This is a genomic window from Pseudomonas morbosilactucae (genome assembly GCF_023241665.1).
Lineage (GTDB): Bacteria > Pseudomonadota > Gammaproteobacteria > Pseudomonadales > Pseudomonadaceae > Aquipseudomonas > Aquipseudomonas morbosilactucae.
Genome location: NZ_JALQCX010000051.1, coordinates 17,684 through 36,714 on the forward strand (window position 1 = coordinate 17,684; position 19,031 = coordinate 36,714).

Consider the following 19,031-nt stretch of genomic DNA (forward strand, 5'->3'; position numbering starts at 1 on the left):
GCCCATTCCCTGGATTCTAGGCTGCACCTTGTACTCAGGACCTTCCCGCCCTTCGTTGCTGCTGGCGCTGATGTTCAGCCCCTTGGTGCTGGCCGACGATCTGTTTCTCCGGCACCTGCCTTTGCCGCAGGTACTCACGGCTACCCGCCTGAAACAGTCGCCGGCGGCCGTACCCGGCAGCATGACCCTGATCGACAGCGAACTGATCGAGGCCAGTGGCGCCCGGGACATCAGCGAGTTGCTGCGGCTGGTGCCGGGGATGATGGTCGGCGCCATCAATGGTAACCAGGCAGCGGTGAACTACCACGGCAGCAATGCCAGCGAAGCGCGACGCATGCAGGTGCTGATCGACGGTCGCTCGGTGTATCGCGCGGGCCTGGCCACCGTGGACTGGAGTGACATCCCGGTGGCCCTGGAGGACGTCGAGCGTATCGAGGTGTTTCGCGGCCCCAACACCGTCAGCTACGGGGCCAATGCGCTGATGGCGGTGGTCAATATCATCACCCGCGCACCGGCCGACAGCCACGGCACAAGGTTCAAGGTCACCCGTGGCCAGCGCGGCATCAGCGACTGGTACGCCAGCCAGGGCAGCGCCTGGGACGGCGGCGCCCTGCGCCTGTCGTTGTCCGGCCAGGAAGACGACGGCTTCGACACCGACCGCAACGGCGCCGATTATCGCGACAGCAGGCGCCTGAACCGCTTCAACCTGGCTGTCAGCCAGACCCTCGATGAGCAGCAGAGCCTGGACTGGCAACTGAACGCCAAAGACGGCACCAACCAACGACCCTATACCTATCGCCCGGTGTTTGCCGGCATCACCGACGCCGGCAACAACTCCGATGTGATAGCCAAGGACTACGCCGGTTCAGTGCGCTGGAACCTGGAGCTGAACCCGGAGCACAGCCTTTATATACAGGGCTCGGCCCAACACTGGGATCGACAGCAGACCTGGCGGGCCTGTGACGCCGCCCTGTCCTTCAGCCCCGAGCTGACACGCCTGTGGCAACTCAACCCGAACTACGCCGAGCGCCTGGTGCGCAACATCGGCAGTTTTATCGGCCCCGGAGCCCCCGCCGGCAGCACCGCAGAGCGCGACCTGGGCAATCAGGTCATCGCCCAGTGGCAGGCGGGTGGCAAAGACACGGTGTGCGGCGTCATCGACCAGAGCGCCCGAGAGTCGCGCTATGACCTGGAGCTGCAAGACACCCTGAGCCTGTCCGACAGCCTGCGGCTGGTCAGCGGCATGAACTATCGTTACGACCGGGCCGATTCCGAGACCTACTTCAATGGCACTCTCGATGACACCACGTGGCGCGCGTTCGGCCATCTGGAATGGCGGGCCAGCGAGCACTGGCTGCTCCAGGGCGGGGCAATGTACGAAGACACCCGATTGACCGGCGACTCCCTGACCCCGAGGGTGGCGATCAATTACCTGATCAACCCGCGCCATGGCCTGCGGGCGGTGTACTCCGAGGCCATCCGCTCGCCAGACATGTTCGAGAACAACGTCAACTGGAGCTACCGGGTCACCGAGCTGACACCCAGGGTCGCCGGCCAATCCAGCGCCGAATACTTCGTCAAGACCCGGGGCCCGGGCAACCTCGACCAGGAGCACATGCGCTCCCGCGAGCTGGGCTACAACGGTTTCTTCGTCGACCTGGGGCTCAACCTCGACGTGAAGCTGTTCCATGACGAAATCAGCGGCATGGTCAGCGAACCCTTGCGCAACAACCAGTACATCGCCAGCAACGGCAACTCGGCACGCTTCTCCGGCGCCGAAACCCAACTGGACTGGCGCCTGAGCAGGGCCGACCGGCTGCGCCTGACCTACGCCTATGTCCACGCCGACGCCAGCAACCCCCTGGACCAGCGCCTGACCGCCAGCCACAGCGGCTCGGCAGGCTGGATGCGCAACTGGGGCCGTGGCTGGTCCAGCGCCCTCTTTTACTACGGCGACAACGCCCTCAACGGCTACCGTTTCGAACGCGTCGACAGCCGTATCGCCAAGCGTTTCAGGCTGGGCCGAGGCAACCTGGAACTGGCCGGCATGCTGCAGCAACGCCTGGACCACCAGCCCACCACCTTTATCGACAACCACTACGAACAGCGTCACGTGGTCTATTTCAGTGCGGAGCTGGAGCTCTAGCATGCGCCCAGGCCAGCCAAGGATGACGCCTGCCCCGGGCCGCACGCTCGTGGCCGGCCTGCTGTTGCTGGCCAGCCTGCTGCTGGTGCTGCCGAGCCGGGCCGCCGAGGTGCTGTTGACCGGTGGCGAAGACAATGCCGGCGTCCAGGCATTCACCCAGGCCCTGGCCGCACAGCGCCCGGCCGACACCGTGCGCTTTGTACCGCTGCACGACCTGCCCGCCGCCAGCAAGCTGCCGCCGGCAACACGCCTGATTCTGCTGGACAGCGACAGCCTCGACTGGCGCCTGCAGGATGCCCATGGCCCGATGACGCTGGTGTTGCGTATCAGCCGCTTGCAGGCCCAGGCCCGCCCTCAGGGCCCGGCCTGGCAACGCTTGAGCCTGCTGTGGAGCGACCCGCCCCTGGGACGCCAACTGCGCCTGATCCGCGCCATCCTGCCCCAGGCCCGGCGCGTCGGCGTGTTGTACGGCGCCGACAGCCAGTTCCTGCTCAAGGAGCTGCAACCCGAGGCCAAGCGCCTGGGCCTGGAGATCGTCGGCAAACGCTGGGACAACCCTTACGACAGCCGCCCGCTGCAAGACTTGCTGAAAAGCAGCGACGTACTGCTGGGGCTGGACGACCCGAACCTGTTCAACCCCAAGACCGCCAAGAACCTGCTGCTCAGCAGCTACGCCCGACAGTTGGCGCTGGTCGGCCCTGATGCCGCATTCGTCAAGGCGGGCAGCCTGGCCAGCACCTACAGCGACCAACAGGATTGGCTGCTGACCCTCCACGACCTGCTTGACCAGCCGCCCACGCACTGGCCACGCTCGCTGTACCCACGACACTTCAAGGTGTTGAGCAACCCCCAAGTGGCCCGCTCGCTGGGTATCGAAGAGATTGACCCAGGCCAGGTCGCGACCCGGCTGGCAGAAGGAGAAACCCGCCCATGACCTTCCGACGCCATTGGGATATCCACACCCGTACCCAGATCATCAGCCTTGGCCCGGCCCTGCTGCTGACCTTGCTGTTGATCAGCTTCTTCACCTTCGTGCGGATCCAGGACTTGCGCCAGGAGCTCAACCACACGGGCCAACTGATCGCCAACCAACTGGCACCGGCCACCGAGTACGGGGTGATTTCCGGCAACAGCGAAGGCCTGGAAAGCCTGCTCAAAGCCACCCTGGCCACGCCCCACGTGCACTTTCTCGAAGTCCAGGACAGTGCCAACAATATTCTGGTGTACGTCGAGCAACCCTCGGCCAACCACCGCCGTGCGCAGCAGGTCAAAGTCTTCCAGGCCCCGGTGCGGCTGCAGCGGATTCAACTGCACAACGACTTTTTCCAGAACGACGACGTCAACGTCCCCACCTCGGGCGACGGTTACCTGGGCCGAGTGATCGTCGGCATGTCGAATGACGCCTTCAGCGAACGCCAGCAGGAGATCGTCCTCAAGGCCGCGGTGCTGGCGCTCTGCGCCCTGCTGTTCACCTTTCTCCTGGCACGCCGCCTGGCGTCCAGCCTGTCGCAGCCCATCAGCGCCATGGGCCAGGCGGTCAAGGCGATCCAGGAAGGCGACTTCAAGACGCCCTTGCCGATCGTCGATGACGCCGAGCTGGGGGACTTGGCGCGGCACATCAACAACCTCGCCGCTGGCCTCGAACAGGCCAGCCAGGAACAGCAACAAGCCATGGCCCAGTTGATCCAGACCCGCGAAGAAGCGGAGCGAGCGAACAAGGCCAAGTCGGACTTCCTGGCCATGATGAGCCACGAACTGCGCACACCGATGAACGGCGTGCTGGGCATGCTGCAATTGCTGGAAACCACCGAGATGACCCAGGAGCAGAGCGAATACGCGGCCCTGGCCTCGGAATCCACCGAGCACTTGCTGAAGGTCATCAACGACATCCTCGACTTCTCGCGCATCGAGCGTTCGGCCCTGGAGCTGGAACATATCCCGTTCAACCTGGGCGAGTTGATCGTCAGTTCGGCCCAGGCCTTCCAGCACAGCGCGGCGCAACGTGGCCTCGACCTGCAACTGCGCCTGCCCCCAGGGATGGCGTCGTTGCAGGTCAAGGGCGACCCGACGCGGATCCGCCAGATCCTGGTCAACCTGATCGGCAACGCCTTGAAATTCACCGAACGCGGCAGCGTCACCGTCGAGCCGCACTGGCAGACCCTGGACCATGAGTTGCTGTGGTTCACCTGCAGCGTGCGCGACAGCGGGATCGGCATCAGCGCGGACAGCCTGGAGCTGATGTTCAATGCCTTCCAGCAGGCCGACAGCTCGATTTCCCGGCGTTACGGCGGCACCGGCCTGGGGCTGCCGATCGCCCGCACCCTGGCCGAGCGCATGGGCGGCACCCTGCGCGCCCAGAGCGAAGAAGGCCGCGGTTCGGTGTTTACCCTGGAGATACCCCTGGCGCTGTTCCAGCACAACCCGCCGGCACTGGCACCCCGCGTACCCAGCAGCGATACCCACGGCGAAGGGCGCAACGTGCTGCTGGTGGAGGACAACCCGGTCAACCAGACGGTGATCCAGGCCATGCTGCGCAGCCTGGGCTTCAATGTCAGCATCGCCAGCGACGGCGCCCAGGCCATTCGCAGCGCAGAGAGCCTGATCTTCGAAGCGATCCTGATGGATTGCCGCTTGCCGCTGATCGATGGCTACGAAGCCACCCGGCAAATCCGCCAACTGCCCGGCTGCGCCGATCTGCCGATCATTGCCCTGACCGCCAACGCCTTGCAGGGCGACCGAGAAGCCTGCCTCTCGGCGGGCATGAGCGATTACCTGGCCAAGCCTTTCAAACGCGCGGACCTGCAGCAAATTCTCCAGCGCTGGGTGCAATAGCTGGCAGTTTTCGACCATCTGCGACTGGCGTGATGGGCGAAAGTGCGGCAGTCTTAGGCACCCGAACGGACCCGGAAACGGGCCGGTCAAAAAATTTCAGTGCACAAGTGTACATTCATGTTCCTTGTGCTGTGACTTTCACCACAACGCAATAGTCTATGAGTAGGCTGCCGGCTCGAGGCATGAACGCTTCGATCGGCCGGGAAGATTTGCCCCACCTGCCGCATGGGACTATTGAGGAGCTCGCATGACCAAACAAAACGCCTTTACTCGGGAAGACCTGCTGCGCTGCAGTCGCGGTGAGCTGTTCGGCCCAGGTAACGCGCAACTGCCCGCCCCGAACATGCTGATGGTGGATCGCATCACCCATATCAGTGAAGAGGGTGGCAAGTACGGCAAAGGTGAGTTGGTCGCCGAGCTGGATATCACTCCAGACCTGTGGTTCTTCGCCTGCCACTTCGAAGGTGATCCGGTGATGCCGGGCTGCCTGGGCCTGGATGCCATGTGGCAACTGGTCGGTTTCTTCCTCGGCTGGCAAGGCCTGCCGGGCCGCGGCCGTGCGCTGGGCTCGGGCGAAGTGAAATTCTTCGGCCAAGTGCTGCCGACCGCCAAGAAAGTCACCTATAACATTCACATCAAGCGCGTCCTCAAAGGCAAGCTGAACATGGCCATCGCCGATGGTTCGGTCAGCGTCGACGGCCGCGAAATCTACACCGCCGAAGGCCTTCGGGTCGGCGTCTTCACCTCCACTGACAACTTCTAAGGGTTATCCGCATGCGCCGCGTCGTTATCACTGGTCTGGGCATCGTTTCGTGCCTGGGCAATGACAAAGAGACCGTCTCCGCTAACCTGCGTGCAAGTCGCCCTGGCATCCGCTTCAACCCGGAATATGCCGAAATGGGTCTGCGTAGCCAGGTTTCCGGCTCCATTGACCTGCCCCTCGAAGAACTGATCGATCGCAAGATCTACCGCTTCGTCGGCCACGCTGCTGCCTACGCCTACCTGGCCATGAAAGACGCCATCGCCGACTCCGGCCTGAGCGAAGATCAGGTATCGAACGTGCGCACCGGCCTGATCGCCGGTTCGGGTGGCGCGTCCACCCTGAACCAGATGGAAGCGCTGGATATCCTGCGCGAAAAAGGCGTCAAGCGTGTTGGCCCGTACCGCGTCACACGGACCATGGGCAGCACCGTTTCCGCCTGCCTGGCCACGCCGTTCCAGATCAAGGGCGTGAACTACTCGATCTCCTCCGCTTGCGCCACCAGTGCCCACTGCATTGGTACTGCGGTCGAGCAGATCCAGTTGGGCAAGCAGGACATCGTATTCGCCGGCGGCGGTGAAGAAGAACATTGGAGCCAGTCGTTCCTGTTCGACGCCATGGGCGCACTGTCCACCCAGTACAACGAAACCCCGGAAAAGGCCTCCCGCGCCTACGACGCCAAGCGTGACGGTTTCGTCATCGCCGGCGGTGGCGGCATGGTGGTGGTCGAGGAGCTGGAACACGCTCTGGCCCGTGGCGCGAAGATCTACGCGGAAATCGTCGGCTACGGCGCCACTTCCGACGGCTACGACATGGTCGCGCCAAGCGGCGAAGGTGCCATCCGCTGCATGCAGATGGCCATGTCCACCGTGGATACCCCGATCGACTACCTGAACACCCACGGCACCTCGACTCCGGTCGGCGATGCCAAGGAAATGGAAGGCGTGCGTGCGGTATTCGGCGACAAGGCTCCAGCCATCAGCTCCACCAAGAGCCTGTCGGGTCACTCCCTGGGCGCCGCTGGCGTTCACGAAGCGATCTACTGCTTGCTGATGATGGAAGGCAACTTCATGGCCGGTTCGGCCAACATCGACGAGATCGATCCGGTCGTCGCCGATATGCCGATCCTGACCAAGACCGTTGAAAACGCAAAAATCGACACCGTAATGAGCAACAGCTTCGGCTTCGGTGGCACCAACGCCACCCTGGTCCTGAAACGCTGGAAATAAGCTACAAACGGTAAGCCACAAGCTTCAAGCCTAAAGCAGCTCGCCTGCTTGGGGCTTGAAGCTTGTCACTGGCAACAGCTCCCCTCCTACACCGAAAACCGCGCCACCATGCTATTCAGGTCCACCGCCAACCGCGACAGCTCGTGGCTGGCTGCGCTGGTCTGATTGGCACCCGCCGATGTCTGCAACGCCAAATCACGAATATTCATCAGATTACGGTCCACCTCCCTGGCCACTGCCGCCTGCTGTTCCGAGGCGCTGGCAATCACCAGGTTGCGCTCGTTGATCAGGGTGAACGCCGAGGCGATGTCTTCCAGGGCCTGCCCCGCTGCCCTGGCCACCTCCAGGGTCGAGTGGGCGCGACTGTTGCTCTGCTGCATCGAGCTGACCGCCAGGTCCGTGCCCTGTTGAATGCCACTGATCATCTGCTCGATTTCCCGGGTCGACTGCTGGGTGCGATGAGCCAGGGCCCGTACCTCGTCCGCCACCACGGCAAAACCCCGACCGGCATCACCGGCCCGCGCTGCCTCGATTGCCGCATTCAACGCCAGCAAGTTGGTCTGTTCAGCAATGGAGCGAATCACTTCAAGCACTTTGCTGATGCCATAGACCTTCTGCGCCAAGTCTTCGACCTGGCTGGCGTTGGCGGTCACGTCCTCGGCCAGGGATTGAATCGATGACACTGTCTGCTGCACCTGTTGGCGACCGTGCTGGGCAATCCGGTCGGACTCCCGGGACGCTTCGGAGGTGGCCACCGCATTGCTCGCCACCTCCTCCACCGCCGCGGTCATCTGGTTCACCGCCGTGGCCGCCTGCTCGATCTCCAGGCTCTGCTGGTGCAGGCCGCGGGTGGCATCTTCAGTGACACTGCTGAGCTCTTCCGAGGCCGAGGCCAACTGGCTGGAGGAGTCGGAGATGCGCCGGATGGTATCGCGCAGGCTCTGTTGCATGACCTTGAGGGCTTGCTGCAGGCGTGCCGGCTCATCCTTGCCCTCGACCTGGATCACACCGGTCAGGTCGCCGCTCGCCACCACTTCGGCGACACCCAGTGACTGCACCAAAGGCCGCACAATGCTGCGGGTCAACACCAGCGCCAGGCCAATGGTGATCAGCGCCGCCACGGCGATCATCACCACCACCCAGACCCGGGAACTGCTGAACACTGCCCGAGCCAGGTCAGTAGCCTGAGTCGCGCTTTGCTTGTTCAGGTCGGTCAGGTCGTGCAGGGTCGCCGCCATCTGGTCGGCCAACTGGTTCATCTCGCCGTTGACCACCTTGGCCGCCTCTTCCAGCTGGTTCTGGCTGGAGTGGGCCATCACCTGCTCCTGGCGCTCCAGGTACTGCTGCTCGATGACCTTGAAGCGATCGAACAGCTCACGCTCACGGGGCAAGACAATCAAGGCTTCATAACGCGCCTGGGCGGCGCTCAAGCCGGTCTTGATGTCCGCGATCTTGCTGGCGTTCTGTGACACCGACTGGGGGTCGCGATTGATCAGCAGGCGCAGGGTCAAGGCACGAATCCGTAGCAGATCCTGACTCATCTCGCCCACCGCCATCACGCTGGGTAGCCAGTTTCGCTCTACCGCTTCGGACTGCTGGCGCATATTGGCCATCTGCATCAGGGCGAACGCCCCTAGGCCAAACACCATCAGCGCCAACAACCCAAAACCCAGGCCGGCACGGGGTGCAATATTAAGACTTCTTAGGCTCATTCTCTGGTTCCTTCCAAGAGCACTGCATCGTCCATGCAGTCGGCTGCTTTAGAAGGTATCGGCCCTTGGAAAATTTGCGTAAGACGAAAACGTGATATCAAACCGCCCAAGCACTTCGATACTTGGGCGTAAAACGATTCAGCGCACGGTGAAACGCTGCTGGGCCAACAAACGGTCCCCTTGGAACACCATAAAACGCCACTCACCGGGCACCACCTCATGGCTTTCGGTGAATTCGTAGGCCATGACTTCCTGAGGCGCACCCGGCACCAGCTTCTGAGTCACTTCAAACTTGTCGTGGCGCAGGCCATCGGCGGTGCGAATGCCTGGGGTGAAATACAGCAGGGTCAAGGGCACATCCTCGGCCACTTTACCCACCAACTGGTAACGCATGCCGAACTTGGTCCCCAGCTTGGCCGGCACCACCTCGGTCTGCAGGATGGCTTCGTTGTTGCGGCGCAACACACGCTCGCCGGACTGCAACTGGGCCTTGGGGCCTTCAAACACGCCGTATTCCACCGGGCCTTCAACGTGAACTTCGGCAGAGGCCAGGCCACTGAGCAGCATCAGCGCCGCCAGTGCGCTTAAACGAGTGAGGTGCATATCGCGCTCCTTGATTGAGATGGCGCGAGCCTATGACGCAGGCATGACAGGCTGATGACATTCCCACAGCGGCGCACAGCAGCCCCGGGCCGGGCCTTATCGGGCGGCCGAGCGCGGCAGGATCGCCAGGAAGTTATCCCGCGCCACCCGGCGGGCCACGTCCTCGGGCAAGGCGTCGAGAAATGGATCGAAGGCGGTCAAGGCCTTGCCCAATTTGTTGAAACGCCCGACCACGTCCGAGCCGAGCATAAAGCGCTCAGGAAAGCGCTGGACCAGCGCCAGCCATTCAGGGCGGGGCTTGCCGGCATCGTCCAGCAAGTAAGGCCTGAGCACGCTCCAGGACAGGTCCACGTACAGATTGGGGTAGGCCTCGAGCAGCCGCGTCAGGGTTGGCAGGAGAAAATCCAGCTGCACCTGATGGCGGTGGATTTCCATGCTGGTCCCGGCGTGGGCCCAGATGAATCGCGTGTGGGGATGATTGCGCAGCGGCTCTTCGATCTCCGCCAGGTACAGCGGGTTGCGTTCACGCTTGGAGGTGATGTTGGAGTGCAGCATCACCGGCAGGTCGTTCTCCGCCGCCAGGTGGTAGATGCGGGTCATGGCTTCGTTGTTGGCCCTGGGGGTGTCGCCGGAGGTCAGTGCGGTGAGATCGTCATGCCGGGTAAAGACCTCCCCCAGCCCCTGCCAAAGGCCCGGATTGAGGTCCAGCATGCGCTGGATATGGGCGGCGGAGTTCTTGTCATTGGGGTTGAAGCCCGACAGAAACGGATGAAAGCGCCGCCGCTGCTCCGCAGGCAGCTGGCTGACCGCCGCCGCCACCAGCACATCGGTGGCGCTGTACCAGTAAGCGTCGGCATCATCACCGGCGTAGTAGCGGGGACGCTTGGGCTCGTCTTCATGCCATTTCTTGGCCACCGGAATACCGGAAATCATTACATGCTCGATCCGATTGTCGTCCATGGACTTGAGCAGCTTGTCCATGCCGGCCGACTCCTGGAAAAAATCCACGTAATGCAGGTGCGCGTCGCTGTAGGCATAACCCTTGGGCAGATTATTTCGCTGGACATCGTCACCGGCCTGGACCCAGGCGCCGGGTAGCAACAACAGCAAAGCCGTCAGGTGAGTCCAGTGCACGGGGCAATCTCCAGCAAGGTCGAGCAGGATAGACCCTCGGCCACCAGCAGCGGTTCAGAAAAGAGGAACGCTCGCAGCGATGAATGCTCTATAACTTCAGCACCTTTAGTAAGCCCGTTCCGACATCCATTACTGCCCGAGGTTTGCCATGACCATCACCGTCAATACCGAGTCCAGCGAAGGTTTTCGCCACAGCATCCAGATCGACGACCATCAACTCTTTGCCGACCTGCCCGTCAGCGCCGGTGGCGAGGGCTCGGCGCCGGAACCCCATGACTTCTTCGACGCCGCCCTCGGGGCCTGCAAGGCGCTGACCCTCAAGCTGTATGCGCAGAAAAAGAACATCCCGCTCACCGGCGTCACGGTGGAGGTCAAGCACGACAATAGCCAAGAGCAGAAAGGCCTGTACGCCCTGCACGTCAAACTCACCCTCAAGGGCGTGCTCACCGACGCCCAGCGTGACGAATTGCACCGTGTGGCCGACCGCTGCCCGATTCATAAACTGATGACCAGCGCCGAAGTCACGGTCGAAACCCATCTCTCCGAAGGCGCCTTCAGCCAATAACGCCCAGGCCTGTCGAAGCGGGTTATGCTCCTCGGCATCACCCGCCCAGCCTGGAATACCGCCATGCCGACTCCCCTGGTAATCCGTCCCCGCGCCGAAGACGTCGAAGGCCAACCCATCCTTCGGCCACTGCCTTCAGCTCAGTGCCGCAGCGTCGGGCCCTTCGTGTTCTTTGACCACATGCTCAGCACCCGCTACCCGGCCGGGCATGGGATGAATATCCGCCAGCATCCGCACATTGGCCTGTCCACCCTGACCTACCTGTTCGAAGGGCAGATCCAGCACAAGGACAGCTTGGGCTCCGACCAAGTGGTGCAAGCCGGGGACGTCAGCTGGATGACTGCCGGCAGCGCCATCGCCCATGTCGAACGCACCCCGCAGGCGCTCATGGAGCAGGGCTTCAGCCTGCATGGCCTGCAAGTCTGGCTGGCCTCGCCCAAGGAGCATGAACAAGGGCCGGGGCATTACAGCCATCACCCGGCGACCAGCTTGCCGGTCAGCGATAACCTCGGCGTACGCATCCGCATGATCGCCGGTTCAGGCTTCTGCCTGGAGTCGCCGGTGCCGGTGCTCTCCCCCACCCTCTACGCCGAAGTACAGATGCAGACCGCCACCAGCCTGCTGATCCCCGATGAACATCAGGAACGCGCGCTGTATGTGCTGGAAGGTGAAGCACAGTTGGAGGGCGAGACGTTGGAACCTCATTCGCTGGTGGTCCTGCCAGCGGGAGACAGCGCCACGCTGTTTGCTGAAACCGAGTGCCACCTGGTGATCCTGGGCGGTGCGCCGCTGGATGGGCCACGGCGGATCAACTGGAACTTCGTGGCCAGCGACCCGGCACGGATCGATGACGCACGCCGACGCTGGGCAGCCGGGGATTGGCCAAGGGTGCCAGGGGAAGTTGAGCGGATCGAGTTGCCGGGGAGTAAGGCTTGAGGTTGGAGCCGGCCGGATTATCGGCATCGCTGGCAAGCCGGCTCCTACAGTAGGAGCGCGCTTGCCGGCGATCAGGCATCAGCCCTTGAACACTTCATCCAGCAGGTTGTGCATGGCGGTAAAGGCTCGGGCAGAGGTCTTGGCGTCATACATCATTTTGCCCGGCACGTTGGCGTGGGGGTCGGTGAAGGAATGCACCGCACCGCCATAGCTGAGCAGTTGCCAGTCCACGCCTGCCGCATCCATTTCCGCCTCGAACGCCGGCAACTGGGCCTTGTCCACCAGCGGGTCGGCGGCGCCGTGCAGCACCAGAACCGAACCGCTGATGTTCTTGGCATCGGCCGGGGTCGGCGTATCCAGGGTGCCGTGGAACGACACCGTCGCTTTCACCGGGGCGCCGGTACGCGCCAGCTCCAGGGAGCAGCAACCACCAAAACAGAAGCCGAACGTGGCCAGCTTCGAGGTATCGACAGCCGCTTCCGACTGGCCTTGCAGTTGTTCGAACGCCGCCTGCATGCGCTTGCGCAGCAGTGCCCGGTCATTTTTCAGCGGCATCATCGCGGCGCCGGCTTCATCGCCGTTTTGCGGACGCACACGCTGCCCGTAGAGATCAGCGATCAACACCACATAGCCCTTGCCGGCCACGGCCTTGGCAATCTCTTCGGCTGCGGCGCTGACACCCATCCAGTTCGGCGCCATCAGCAAGCCCGGCTGCGGGCCCTGGTGGCTGGCATCAAAGGCCAGGCGGCTTTCATAAGACTGGCCATCAACCTGATAGACCACGGAACGCACGGTGACTTGGCTCATCATTTTCTCCAGTTGAAGTTCGCTAGAACGAAAAACCCCGCCGAAGCGGGGTTTTCTTGCTACGAGGTTAAACCGACAGTTCAACCAACAGCTTGTTCAGGCGGCGCACATAGGCCGCCGGGTCTTTCAAGCTGTCGCCGGCCGCCAGGGCCGCCTGATCGAAGAGGATGTGCGACAGGTCGCCAAAACGCTCTTCGCTCTGCTCGTTGTCGAGTTTCTCGATCAACGGGTGAGTCGGGTTGAATTCGAAGATTGGCTTGGAGTCCGGCACCTTCTGCCCGCTGGCTTCAAGGATCTGACGCATTTGCAGGCCCAGGTCTTGTTCGCCAATGGCCAGGATCGCCGGAGAATCGGTAAGACGGTGGGAAACCCGCACTTCGCTGACCGACTCGCCCAGGGCAGTCTTGATCCGCTCAACCAAACCTTCTTTGGTCTTGGCGAATTCCTCTGCGGCCTTCTTGTCCTCTTCCGAGTCCAGGTTGCCCAGGTCCAGGTCGCCACGAGCCACGTCGACAAACCCTTTGCCGTCGAAATCGCTGAGGTAGCTCATCAGCCACTCGTCGATACGGTCGGTGAGCAACAGCACTTCGATGCCTTTCTTGCGGAAGACTTCCAGGTGCGGGCTGTTTTTCACCTGGGCGTAGGTTTCACCGGTCAGGTAGTAGATCTTGTCCTGGCCTTCCTTGGCGCGTGCCAGGTACTCGGACAGGGCGACGTTTTGCTCGCCGTCATCACCGTGGGTCGAGGCGAAACGCAGCAGGCCGGCGATTTTTTCCTTGTTGGCGAAATCTTCAGCCGGGCCTTCTTTCATGACTTGGCCGAAGTTTTTCCAGAAGCCTTTGTATTGCTCAGGCTCGTTCTTCGCCAGTTTTTCCAGCATGTCGAGGACGCGCTTGGTCAGTGCCGACTTCATGGAATCGATGATCGGGTCTTTCTGCAGGATTTCCCGCGAGACGTTCAGGGACAGGTCGTTGGAATCGACCACGCCCTTGATGAAACGCAGGTACAGCGGCAGGAAGGACTCGGCCTGATCCATGACGAAGACACGCTGCACATACAGCTTCAGGCCTTTCGGCGCTTCACGCTGGTACAGGTCGAACGGCGCGCGGGCCGGCACATAGAGCAGCGAGCTGTATTCCAGCTTGCCTTCGACCTTGTTGTGGCTCCAGCTCAGCGGGTTCTCGAAGTCGTGAGCGATGTGCTTGTAGAACTCCTGGTATTCCTCGTCCTTGACCTCGGTGCGCGGACGGGTCCACAGCGCGCTGGCGCGGTTGACGGTTTCCCATTCCAGCGCCGGGGCCTCTTCACCTTCGGCAGCGGCTTGTTCTTTCGGCAGCTCGATCGGCAAGGCGATGTGGTCGGAGTACTTCTTGATGATGTTGCGCAGGCGCCAGCCATCGGCAAATTCGTCTTCGCCGGACTTCAGGTGCAGCACGATGCGGGTACCGCGATCGGCCTTCTCGACGGTGGCGACTTCAAACTCGCCCTCGCCCTTGGACGACCAATGCACGCCTTCGCTGGCGGCCAGACCGGCACGGCGGCTGAACACTTCAACCTGGTCGGCGACGATAAACGCGGAGTAGAAACCGACACCGAACTGACCGATCAGGTGCGAGTCCTTCTTCTGGTCGCCGCTGAGGTTTTTCATGAAGTCGGCGGTGCCGGACTTGGCGATGGTCCCCAGGTGGGTGATCACATCTTCACGGCTCATGCCGATGCCGTTGTCTTCGAGGGTGACGGTTTTCGCGTCCTTATCGAAGCTCACACGGATTTTCAGTTCGGCGCCACCTTCCAGCAACTCAGGCTTGGACAAGGCTTCGAAACGCAATTTGTCGACAGCGTCAGAGGCGTTCGAGATCAATTCGCGAAGGAAGATTTCCTTGTTGGAATACAGCGAATGGATCATGAGGTGCAGCAGTTGCTTCACCTCGGTCTGGAAGCCCAGGGTTTCCTTTTGAGTTTCCACACTCATGGTCATCAAACTCCAAATCAGATGGCATAAGCCGTAACCAAAGGGCCAACGGCGGGATGTCATCAAAGTTGGGGGTTGATCCGAGGATTTCAAGGGCTGGGGCATTCCTCAATCTTGAAATGTGCCCGAGCAGTGGCAATCGGTTCGGCTTCGGTGCTTTGCCACGCGGTAATGGCGACGTTGGCCACCCTCCGTCCCTGGCGACAGACCTGGCATTTGGCGTAGGTGTCGCGAAACTGCCCGGCACGCAGGTAGTCCAGGGAGAAGTCGATGATTTTCGGCACCCCGGGGGACCCGGTGAACACCAACAGATGCAAGGCTGCCGCCAGTTCCATGAAGCCGGCAATCACCCCACCGTGGATGGCCGGCAGCAAAGGGTTACCGATGTTGTCCCGGTTGGCCGGCAGACAAAACAGCAGTTCGTCACCCAATCGCGAGCATTCGACACCGATCAATTTGGCGTAGGGGATGCGCTGCAACAGCACCCCATAATCGCCCCGCTCGTGGGCCTGCCTCAGTTGTTCCTTGAAGTCTTCAGTCATTGCCCTTGCCCTTTCAACGCGCCGGCGAAGCCCTTGCTGCCCTTGATCCCTGTGCCCATGCGCATAAAGGTGCCGACCGCATGGGCAATCGGCTGCTCGGGATCGTCCTGATAGGCAAAGCCGCGGATAAAGATCACGTCTGTGGTCACTCGATAGCACTGGGCAAACCCGTACACGCCTTTATGGGGCTCGGCGGAACGCATGTAGTCGATGCGCAGGTCCAGGGTCGGGCAGACCTCGAACTCCGGCAATGCACACAAAGTGGCCATGCCACAGGCGCTGTCCATCAACGAGGTCAGGGCTCCACCGTGGATGACCCCGGTCTCGGGGTTGCCGACAATGTGCGGGCTATAGGGAAGGCTCAAGGTGATGCCGTCCGTCGAGGCGCTGTGAACCTCAAGGCCCAGCACCTGACAGTGCCGCAACGCCGACAAAAAACGCGTCGCACGCTCAAAAATAGGGGTTTGCGCCATGGCCGGAAGTCTCTGTTTAGTGTTGCAACACCGCAGTTAACAAAGAGCGTAAAAGTTCCAACAAAAGCGAACTTTATATATCTGTGAACTACGAGGAACTTAAGCTTTGCGGCTGTGCTCGAAAGGCCACTAGATATCTTCAATAAGGAGAAACACCCCATGCGTAAGACTTTAGCTATTGCCCTGATGCTGACCGCTTCCCTCGGTCTCGCTGCCTGCGATAAAAAATCCGAGGACAAAGCTCAAGATGCCAACCAACATGCTGAGCAAGCTCAACAGAAAATGAACGAGGCTCAGGATAAAGTGAACGACGCGGCGAAAGAAAACGCCGAAGCCGCCAAAGATCAGGCTGAATCCAACAAAGCCGCTGCTGAAGAGAACGCCACTGAAGCAGCGCCTAAAACCAACTAACCGTGGTTTTAGTGCAGAACAAAAAAGCCCGCCTCGCGCGGGCTTTTTCTTGCCCGTAAAACAGGCTGCCCATGAGGGAAAGAATAAACACGTCGAAGACTAGTTTCCCGCCTCCGGGAACACCTCGTCCCGTTGCGGGGGCATCTGCAACGAGGGCATCAGCCCTTCGTCATTGACCGGAGCCTCCAGCCTGTAATGCAAGGTGCTGATAGTCGGCAGCAAGCGGATTGGGAAGTCGTAACCCACGGCAAACGGCGCCAGCCATTGGCGCGCCTGATACCCCGGAGCCGCAATGCTCATGTAGCAAGGATGAGGGGTGTCCTGTGGCGAACGGCCGGCCAATACCATGACCCACTCCCAGTCGGTCGCTTCCTCGACCTCAAAGCCGCCGTCATCGCGGGTCAGGAACCGCGCACCACAGAACACCCCTTTGGCCCCCGCAATCGGCACGCCGCTCATGGCGTCCACCACCTGGCCACGGGCCTGTCCGTTCAGGTACAGGGTTTGCACTCGACAGCCCGACAACACAAAAAACAACAAGCACAAACACTTCAGGGCACGGGAGTTGTTCATCGGTCATATCCTTTTAACCGGGCACAGGCCCATCGATAGATAGTGAGATCAAACGCCCTCTTTGGCCCCATCGCTCACAGGCATTTCAGTCGGGGTATAGACCATGACGTCCAGTACATCGGAATGAAACTCCCGCTGATACAACACGAACACCACCCCGGCACTCATCAGCATGAACAACCAGGGGCTGACGAACCAGGCCAGCATGGTCATGCCGAAGTAATAGGAACGCAAACCGAAGTTGAACTGGTTGGCCGCCATGGAGATCACCCGCGCCGCCCGCGAGGCAAAGGCCTTGCGCTCCTGCTCGGAAACATGACGCTCACCGATCATCGGTGCCGACCCCACCAGCACCGCGGCAAAGTTGTACTGGCGCATGCACCAACTGAAGGTAAAGAAGGCGTAGACAAATACCAGCGCCAGGCACAGCAGTTTGATCTCCGACATGCCCTGGGATGCTTGCTGGACCATGGGGATGTCCGCCAACAGCGACACCGCACGCTCCGACGCACCGAGCACGGTGAGAATACCGGCCAGGATAATCAGGGTGCTGGAGGCAAAGAACGAGGCATTGCGTTCCAGGTTACCGATCACGCTGGCGTCGGCAATGCGGTTGTCCCGCAGCAGCATGCGGCGCATCCAGTCTTCACGGTACAGGTGCATCACACTGGCCAGGCAGGCGGTATCGCGCCCTTTCCAGGTGGCGTAGCGGGTGTAACCGCCCCAGCAGATGGCAAACCACAGGGCAGCGAGGATATGGACCAGGTTGGCTTCAACGAACGACATGCAATTCCCTATCAAGGCGTTGGCAGAGGGTAAAACAAACAGGCACTGCTTCGACGCCGCAGCAGTGAAAAAGACACCCGCCAGCGCCCATAAAAAATGCCCCGTATCGATGGATACGGGGCATTTCGGTCACTCCTCAAGGCCCGCTTGTGGCGAGCCCGGGGCGATCAAGCCAAGACTTCGGCGCGCTTGCCCAGCATGCGGTCGCAGACCACTGCCAGCACCAGGACAATCACCGAAGGCACCAGCCAGGCCAGGCCTTGCTGGCTCAACGGCAGGTCGAGCAACACCTGCGGCATACGGCTCGCCAGCGGAGTGCCTTTCAGAGCATCGATGGTGCCGAACAGGAAGGCCACCAGCATCACCGGACCAACAATGCGCCCCTGTTCATGCCAGAAATCCTTGCAGAAGCTCAGGGCGACCAGAGCGATGCACGGCGGGTAGATGGCGGTCAGCACCGGGATGGAGAAGGCGATCAGCTTGGTCAGGCCCAGGTTGGACACCAGCAGCGAGAACAGCGCAAGGATGATGACCAGCGTCTTGTAGGACAGCGGCAACACCCGGCTGAAGTATTCGGCGCAGGCGCAGGTCAGGCCGACCGCAGTCACCAGGCATGCCAGGGAGATCAGCACCGCGAGGAAACCGCTGCCCAGGGAACCGAAGGTGTGTTGTACATAAGCGTGCAACACCGCAGCACCGTTGTTGGCACCGGCGGCCACTTCATGGCTGCCCGAACCCAGGCGGAACAGGCTGATGTACACCAGCGCCAGACCGACACCGGCAATCAGCCCGGCAATGATGGCGTAGCGGGTGATCAGGCGCGGCGACTCGACACCCCGAGAGCGGATGGCATTGACGATGACGATGCCGAACACCAGTGCGCCCAGGGTATCCATGGTCAGGTAGCCATTGATAAAGCCTTGGGAAAACGGTGCCGCCACGTATTCAGGGGTGGCCGTGCCGATATCCCCCGCCGGCAGCGCGAACGCGGCAATGCCCAACACGGCCAGGGCAATGATCTTCAGCGGCGCCAGGAAGCGCCCAACGGTGTCCAGCAGACGCCCCGGGTACAAGGAAACGAAGAACACCAGGAGGAAGTACACCGAGCTGTATAGGAACAGCGCCAGCGGGCTTTCACCGGTCAGCGGCGCGAGGCCCACTTCAAAGGACACGGTGGCGGTACGTGGGGTGGCGAACAGCGGACCGACCGCCAGGTAGCACACCGCCGCCAGCAGGCCGCCGGCGACCTTGCCGATGGGGCTGCTCAGCGCATCCATCGCCCCGCCCACCTTGGCCAAGGCCACTACGGTGACCACTGGCAGGCCGACGGCGGTGATCAGGAAGCCCAACGCCGCCATCCAGACATGAGGCCCGGACTGCAAACCGACGATGGGGGGGAAGATGATGTTGCCGGCCCCGACGAACAGGGCAAATGTCATAAAACCAAGTGCCAGGATGTCCTGACCTTTCAACACGTTCATTAAGGAAATACCACACTACTGAATCGGAATTTAGAGAGGGATTTCCCTATGAGTGAGGGAAATGCTGTC

Annotated in this window: 18 protein-coding genes and 1 pseudogene; 8 read left to right on the forward strand and 11 right to left on the reverse strand. The window is 61.6% G+C overall.

What is annotated here, in order from left to right:
• Positions 1 to 28 precede the first annotated feature (28 nt).
• The 5 genes from M1B35_RS24330 to fabB all read left to right on the forward strand — a co-directional run bounded on the left by M1B35_RS24330 (position 29) and on the right by fabB (position 6,967).
• Positions 29 to 2,146: a TonB-dependent receptor plug domain-containing protein gene (locus M1B35_RS24330; RefSeq protein ID WP_268263339.1), complete on the forward strand. Its 2,118-nt coding sequence runs from the start codon at positions 29 to 31 to the stop codon at positions 2,144 to 2,146.
• A gap of 22 nt (positions 2,147 to 2,168) precedes the next feature.
• Positions 2,169 to 3,080: an ABC transporter substrate-binding protein gene (locus M1B35_RS24335; protein WP_268263340.1), complete on the forward strand. Its 912-nt coding sequence runs from the start codon at positions 2,169 to 2,171 to the stop codon at positions 3,078 to 3,080.
• Positions 3,077 to 4,978: an ATP-binding protein gene (locus M1B35_RS24340; protein WP_123330266.1), complete on the forward strand. Its 1,902-nt coding sequence runs from the start codon at positions 3,077 to 3,079 to the stop codon at positions 4,976 to 4,978. The genes M1B35_RS24335 and M1B35_RS24340 overlap by 4 nt, the downstream gene beginning before the upstream one ends.
• Positions 4,979 to 5,225: 247 nt before the next feature.
• Positions 5,226 to 5,741 carry a 3-hydroxyacyl-[acyl-carrier-protein] dehydratase FabA gene (fabA, locus tag M1B35_RS24345; protein WP_011060067.1) on the forward strand — a complete coding sequence of 172 codons (516 nt, stop codon included), beginning with the start codon at positions 5,226 to 5,228 and terminating at the stop codon, positions 5,739 to 5,741.
• Between the two features lie 11 nt (positions 5,742 to 5,752).
• Complete coding sequence (gene fabB, locus M1B35_RS24350; protein ID WP_123330264.1) at positions 5,753 to 6,967, forward strand: beta-ketoacyl-ACP synthase I; 1,215 nt, start codon at positions 5,753 to 5,755, stop codon at positions 6,965 to 6,967.
• 86 nt (positions 6,968 to 7,053) lie between these two features.
• Here the strand turns inward: fabB and M1B35_RS32400 are convergent, their stop codons facing one another.
• The 4 genes and pseudogenes from M1B35_RS32400 to M1B35_RS24365 all read right to left on the reverse strand — a co-directional run bounded on the left by M1B35_RS32400 (position 7,054) and on the right by M1B35_RS24365 (position 10,386).
• On the reverse strand, positions 7,054 to 7,917 hold the full coding sequence (locus M1B35_RS32400; RefSeq protein ID WP_425273446.1) for a methyl-accepting chemotaxis protein: 864 nt from the start codon (positions 7,915 to 7,917) through the stop codon (positions 7,054 to 7,056).
• A pseudogene (locus M1B35_RS32405) lies at positions 7,909 to 8,679 on the reverse strand (MCP four helix bundle domain-containing protein); the annotation flags it as partial. The gene M1B35_RS32400 and the pseudogene M1B35_RS32405, both read right to left, overlap by 9 nt.
• A gap of 138 nt (positions 8,680 to 8,817) precedes the next feature.
• The gene (locus M1B35_RS24360) at positions 8,818 to 9,282 is read right to left on the reverse strand and encodes a DUF3859 domain-containing protein (protein WP_268263342.1); all 465 of its coding nucleotides are present in this window, start codon (positions 9,280 to 9,282) and stop codon (positions 8,818 to 8,820) included.
• A 96-nt stretch (positions 9,283 to 9,378) separates the two neighbouring features.
• Entirely contained in the window at positions 9,379 to 10,386 is a 1,008-nt protein-coding gene (locus M1B35_RS24365; RefSeq protein ID WP_425273447.1) for an amidohydrolase family protein, read from the reverse strand.
• A gap of 178 nt (positions 10,387 to 10,564) precedes the next feature.
• Here M1B35_RS24365 and M1B35_RS24370 point away from each other — a divergent pair, with 178 nt between their 5' ends.
• Together M1B35_RS24370 and M1B35_RS24375 are read left to right on the forward strand one after the other, a co-directional pair.
• Positions 10,565 to 10,981 (forward strand): OsmC family protein, encoded by a 417-nt coding sequence (locus M1B35_RS24370; protein WP_123330256.1) that lies wholly within the window; start codon positions 10,565 to 10,567, stop codon positions 10,979 to 10,981.
• A 63-nt stretch (positions 10,982 to 11,044) separates the two neighbouring features.
• The gene (locus M1B35_RS24375; protein WP_268263343.1) at positions 11,045 to 11,917 is read left to right on the forward strand and encodes a pirin family protein; all 873 of its coding nucleotides are present in this window, start codon (positions 11,045 to 11,047) and stop codon (positions 11,915 to 11,917) included.
• 78 nt (positions 11,918 to 11,995) lie between these two features.
• On the opposite strand, the gene M1B35_RS24380 is transcribed toward M1B35_RS24375, so the two are convergent.
• The 4 genes from M1B35_RS24380 to M1B35_RS24395 all read right to left on the reverse strand — a co-directional run bounded on the left by M1B35_RS24380 (position 11,996) and on the right by M1B35_RS24395 (position 15,711).
• Positions 11,996 to 12,724, reverse strand: coding sequence for a dienelactone hydrolase family protein (locus M1B35_RS24380; protein WP_268263344.1), 729 nt, complete (start codon positions 12,722 to 12,724; stop codon positions 11,996 to 11,998).
• 67 nt (positions 12,725 to 12,791) lie between these two features.
• The gene (gene htpG, locus M1B35_RS24385) at positions 12,792 to 14,696 is read right to left on the reverse strand and encodes a molecular chaperone HtpG (protein WP_268263345.1); all 1,905 of its coding nucleotides are present in this window, start codon (positions 14,694 to 14,696) and stop codon (positions 12,792 to 12,794) included.
• A gap of 89 nt (positions 14,697 to 14,785) precedes the next feature.
• Positions 14,786 to 15,238, reverse strand: coding sequence for a PaaI family thioesterase (locus M1B35_RS24390; protein WP_268263346.1), 453 nt, complete (start codon positions 15,236 to 15,238; stop codon positions 14,786 to 14,788).
• Positions 15,235 to 15,711 (reverse strand): PaaI family thioesterase, encoded by a 477-nt coding sequence (locus M1B35_RS24395; protein WP_268263347.1) that lies wholly within the window; start codon positions 15,709 to 15,711, stop codon positions 15,235 to 15,237. The genes M1B35_RS24390 and M1B35_RS24395 overlap by 4 nt, the downstream gene beginning before the upstream one ends.
• A 159-nt stretch (positions 15,712 to 15,870) precedes the next feature.
• Between M1B35_RS24395 and M1B35_RS24400 the strand changes: the two genes are divergently transcribed.
• Positions 15,871 to 16,122, forward strand: a complete 252-nt coding sequence (locus M1B35_RS24400; protein WP_123330246.1) for a hypothetical protein — start codon at positions 15,871 to 15,873, stop codon at positions 16,120 to 16,122.
• Positions 16,123 to 16,221: 99 nt separating this feature from the next.
• Here M1B35_RS24400 and M1B35_RS24405 read toward each other — a convergent pair whose 3' ends face one another.
• The 3 genes from M1B35_RS24405 to brnQ form a co-directional block, all read right to left on the reverse strand.
• Positions 16,222 to 16,695, reverse strand: coding sequence for a hypothetical protein (locus tag M1B35_RS24405; protein ID WP_268263348.1), 474 nt, complete (start codon positions 16,693 to 16,695; stop codon positions 16,222 to 16,224).
• Between the two features lie 48 nt (positions 16,696 to 16,743).
• Entirely contained in the window at positions 16,744 to 17,481 is a 738-nt protein-coding gene (locus M1B35_RS24410; protein WP_268263349.1) for a DUF599 domain-containing protein, read from the reverse strand.
• Positions 17,482 to 17,648: 167 nt separating this feature from the next.
• A complete protein-coding gene (gene brnQ, locus M1B35_RS24415; protein WP_268263350.1) occupies positions 17,649 to 18,962 on the reverse strand; it encodes a branched-chain amino acid transport system II carrier protein in 1,314 nt (437 codons plus the stop codon).
• Positions 18,963 to 19,031: the final 69 nt, after the last annotated feature.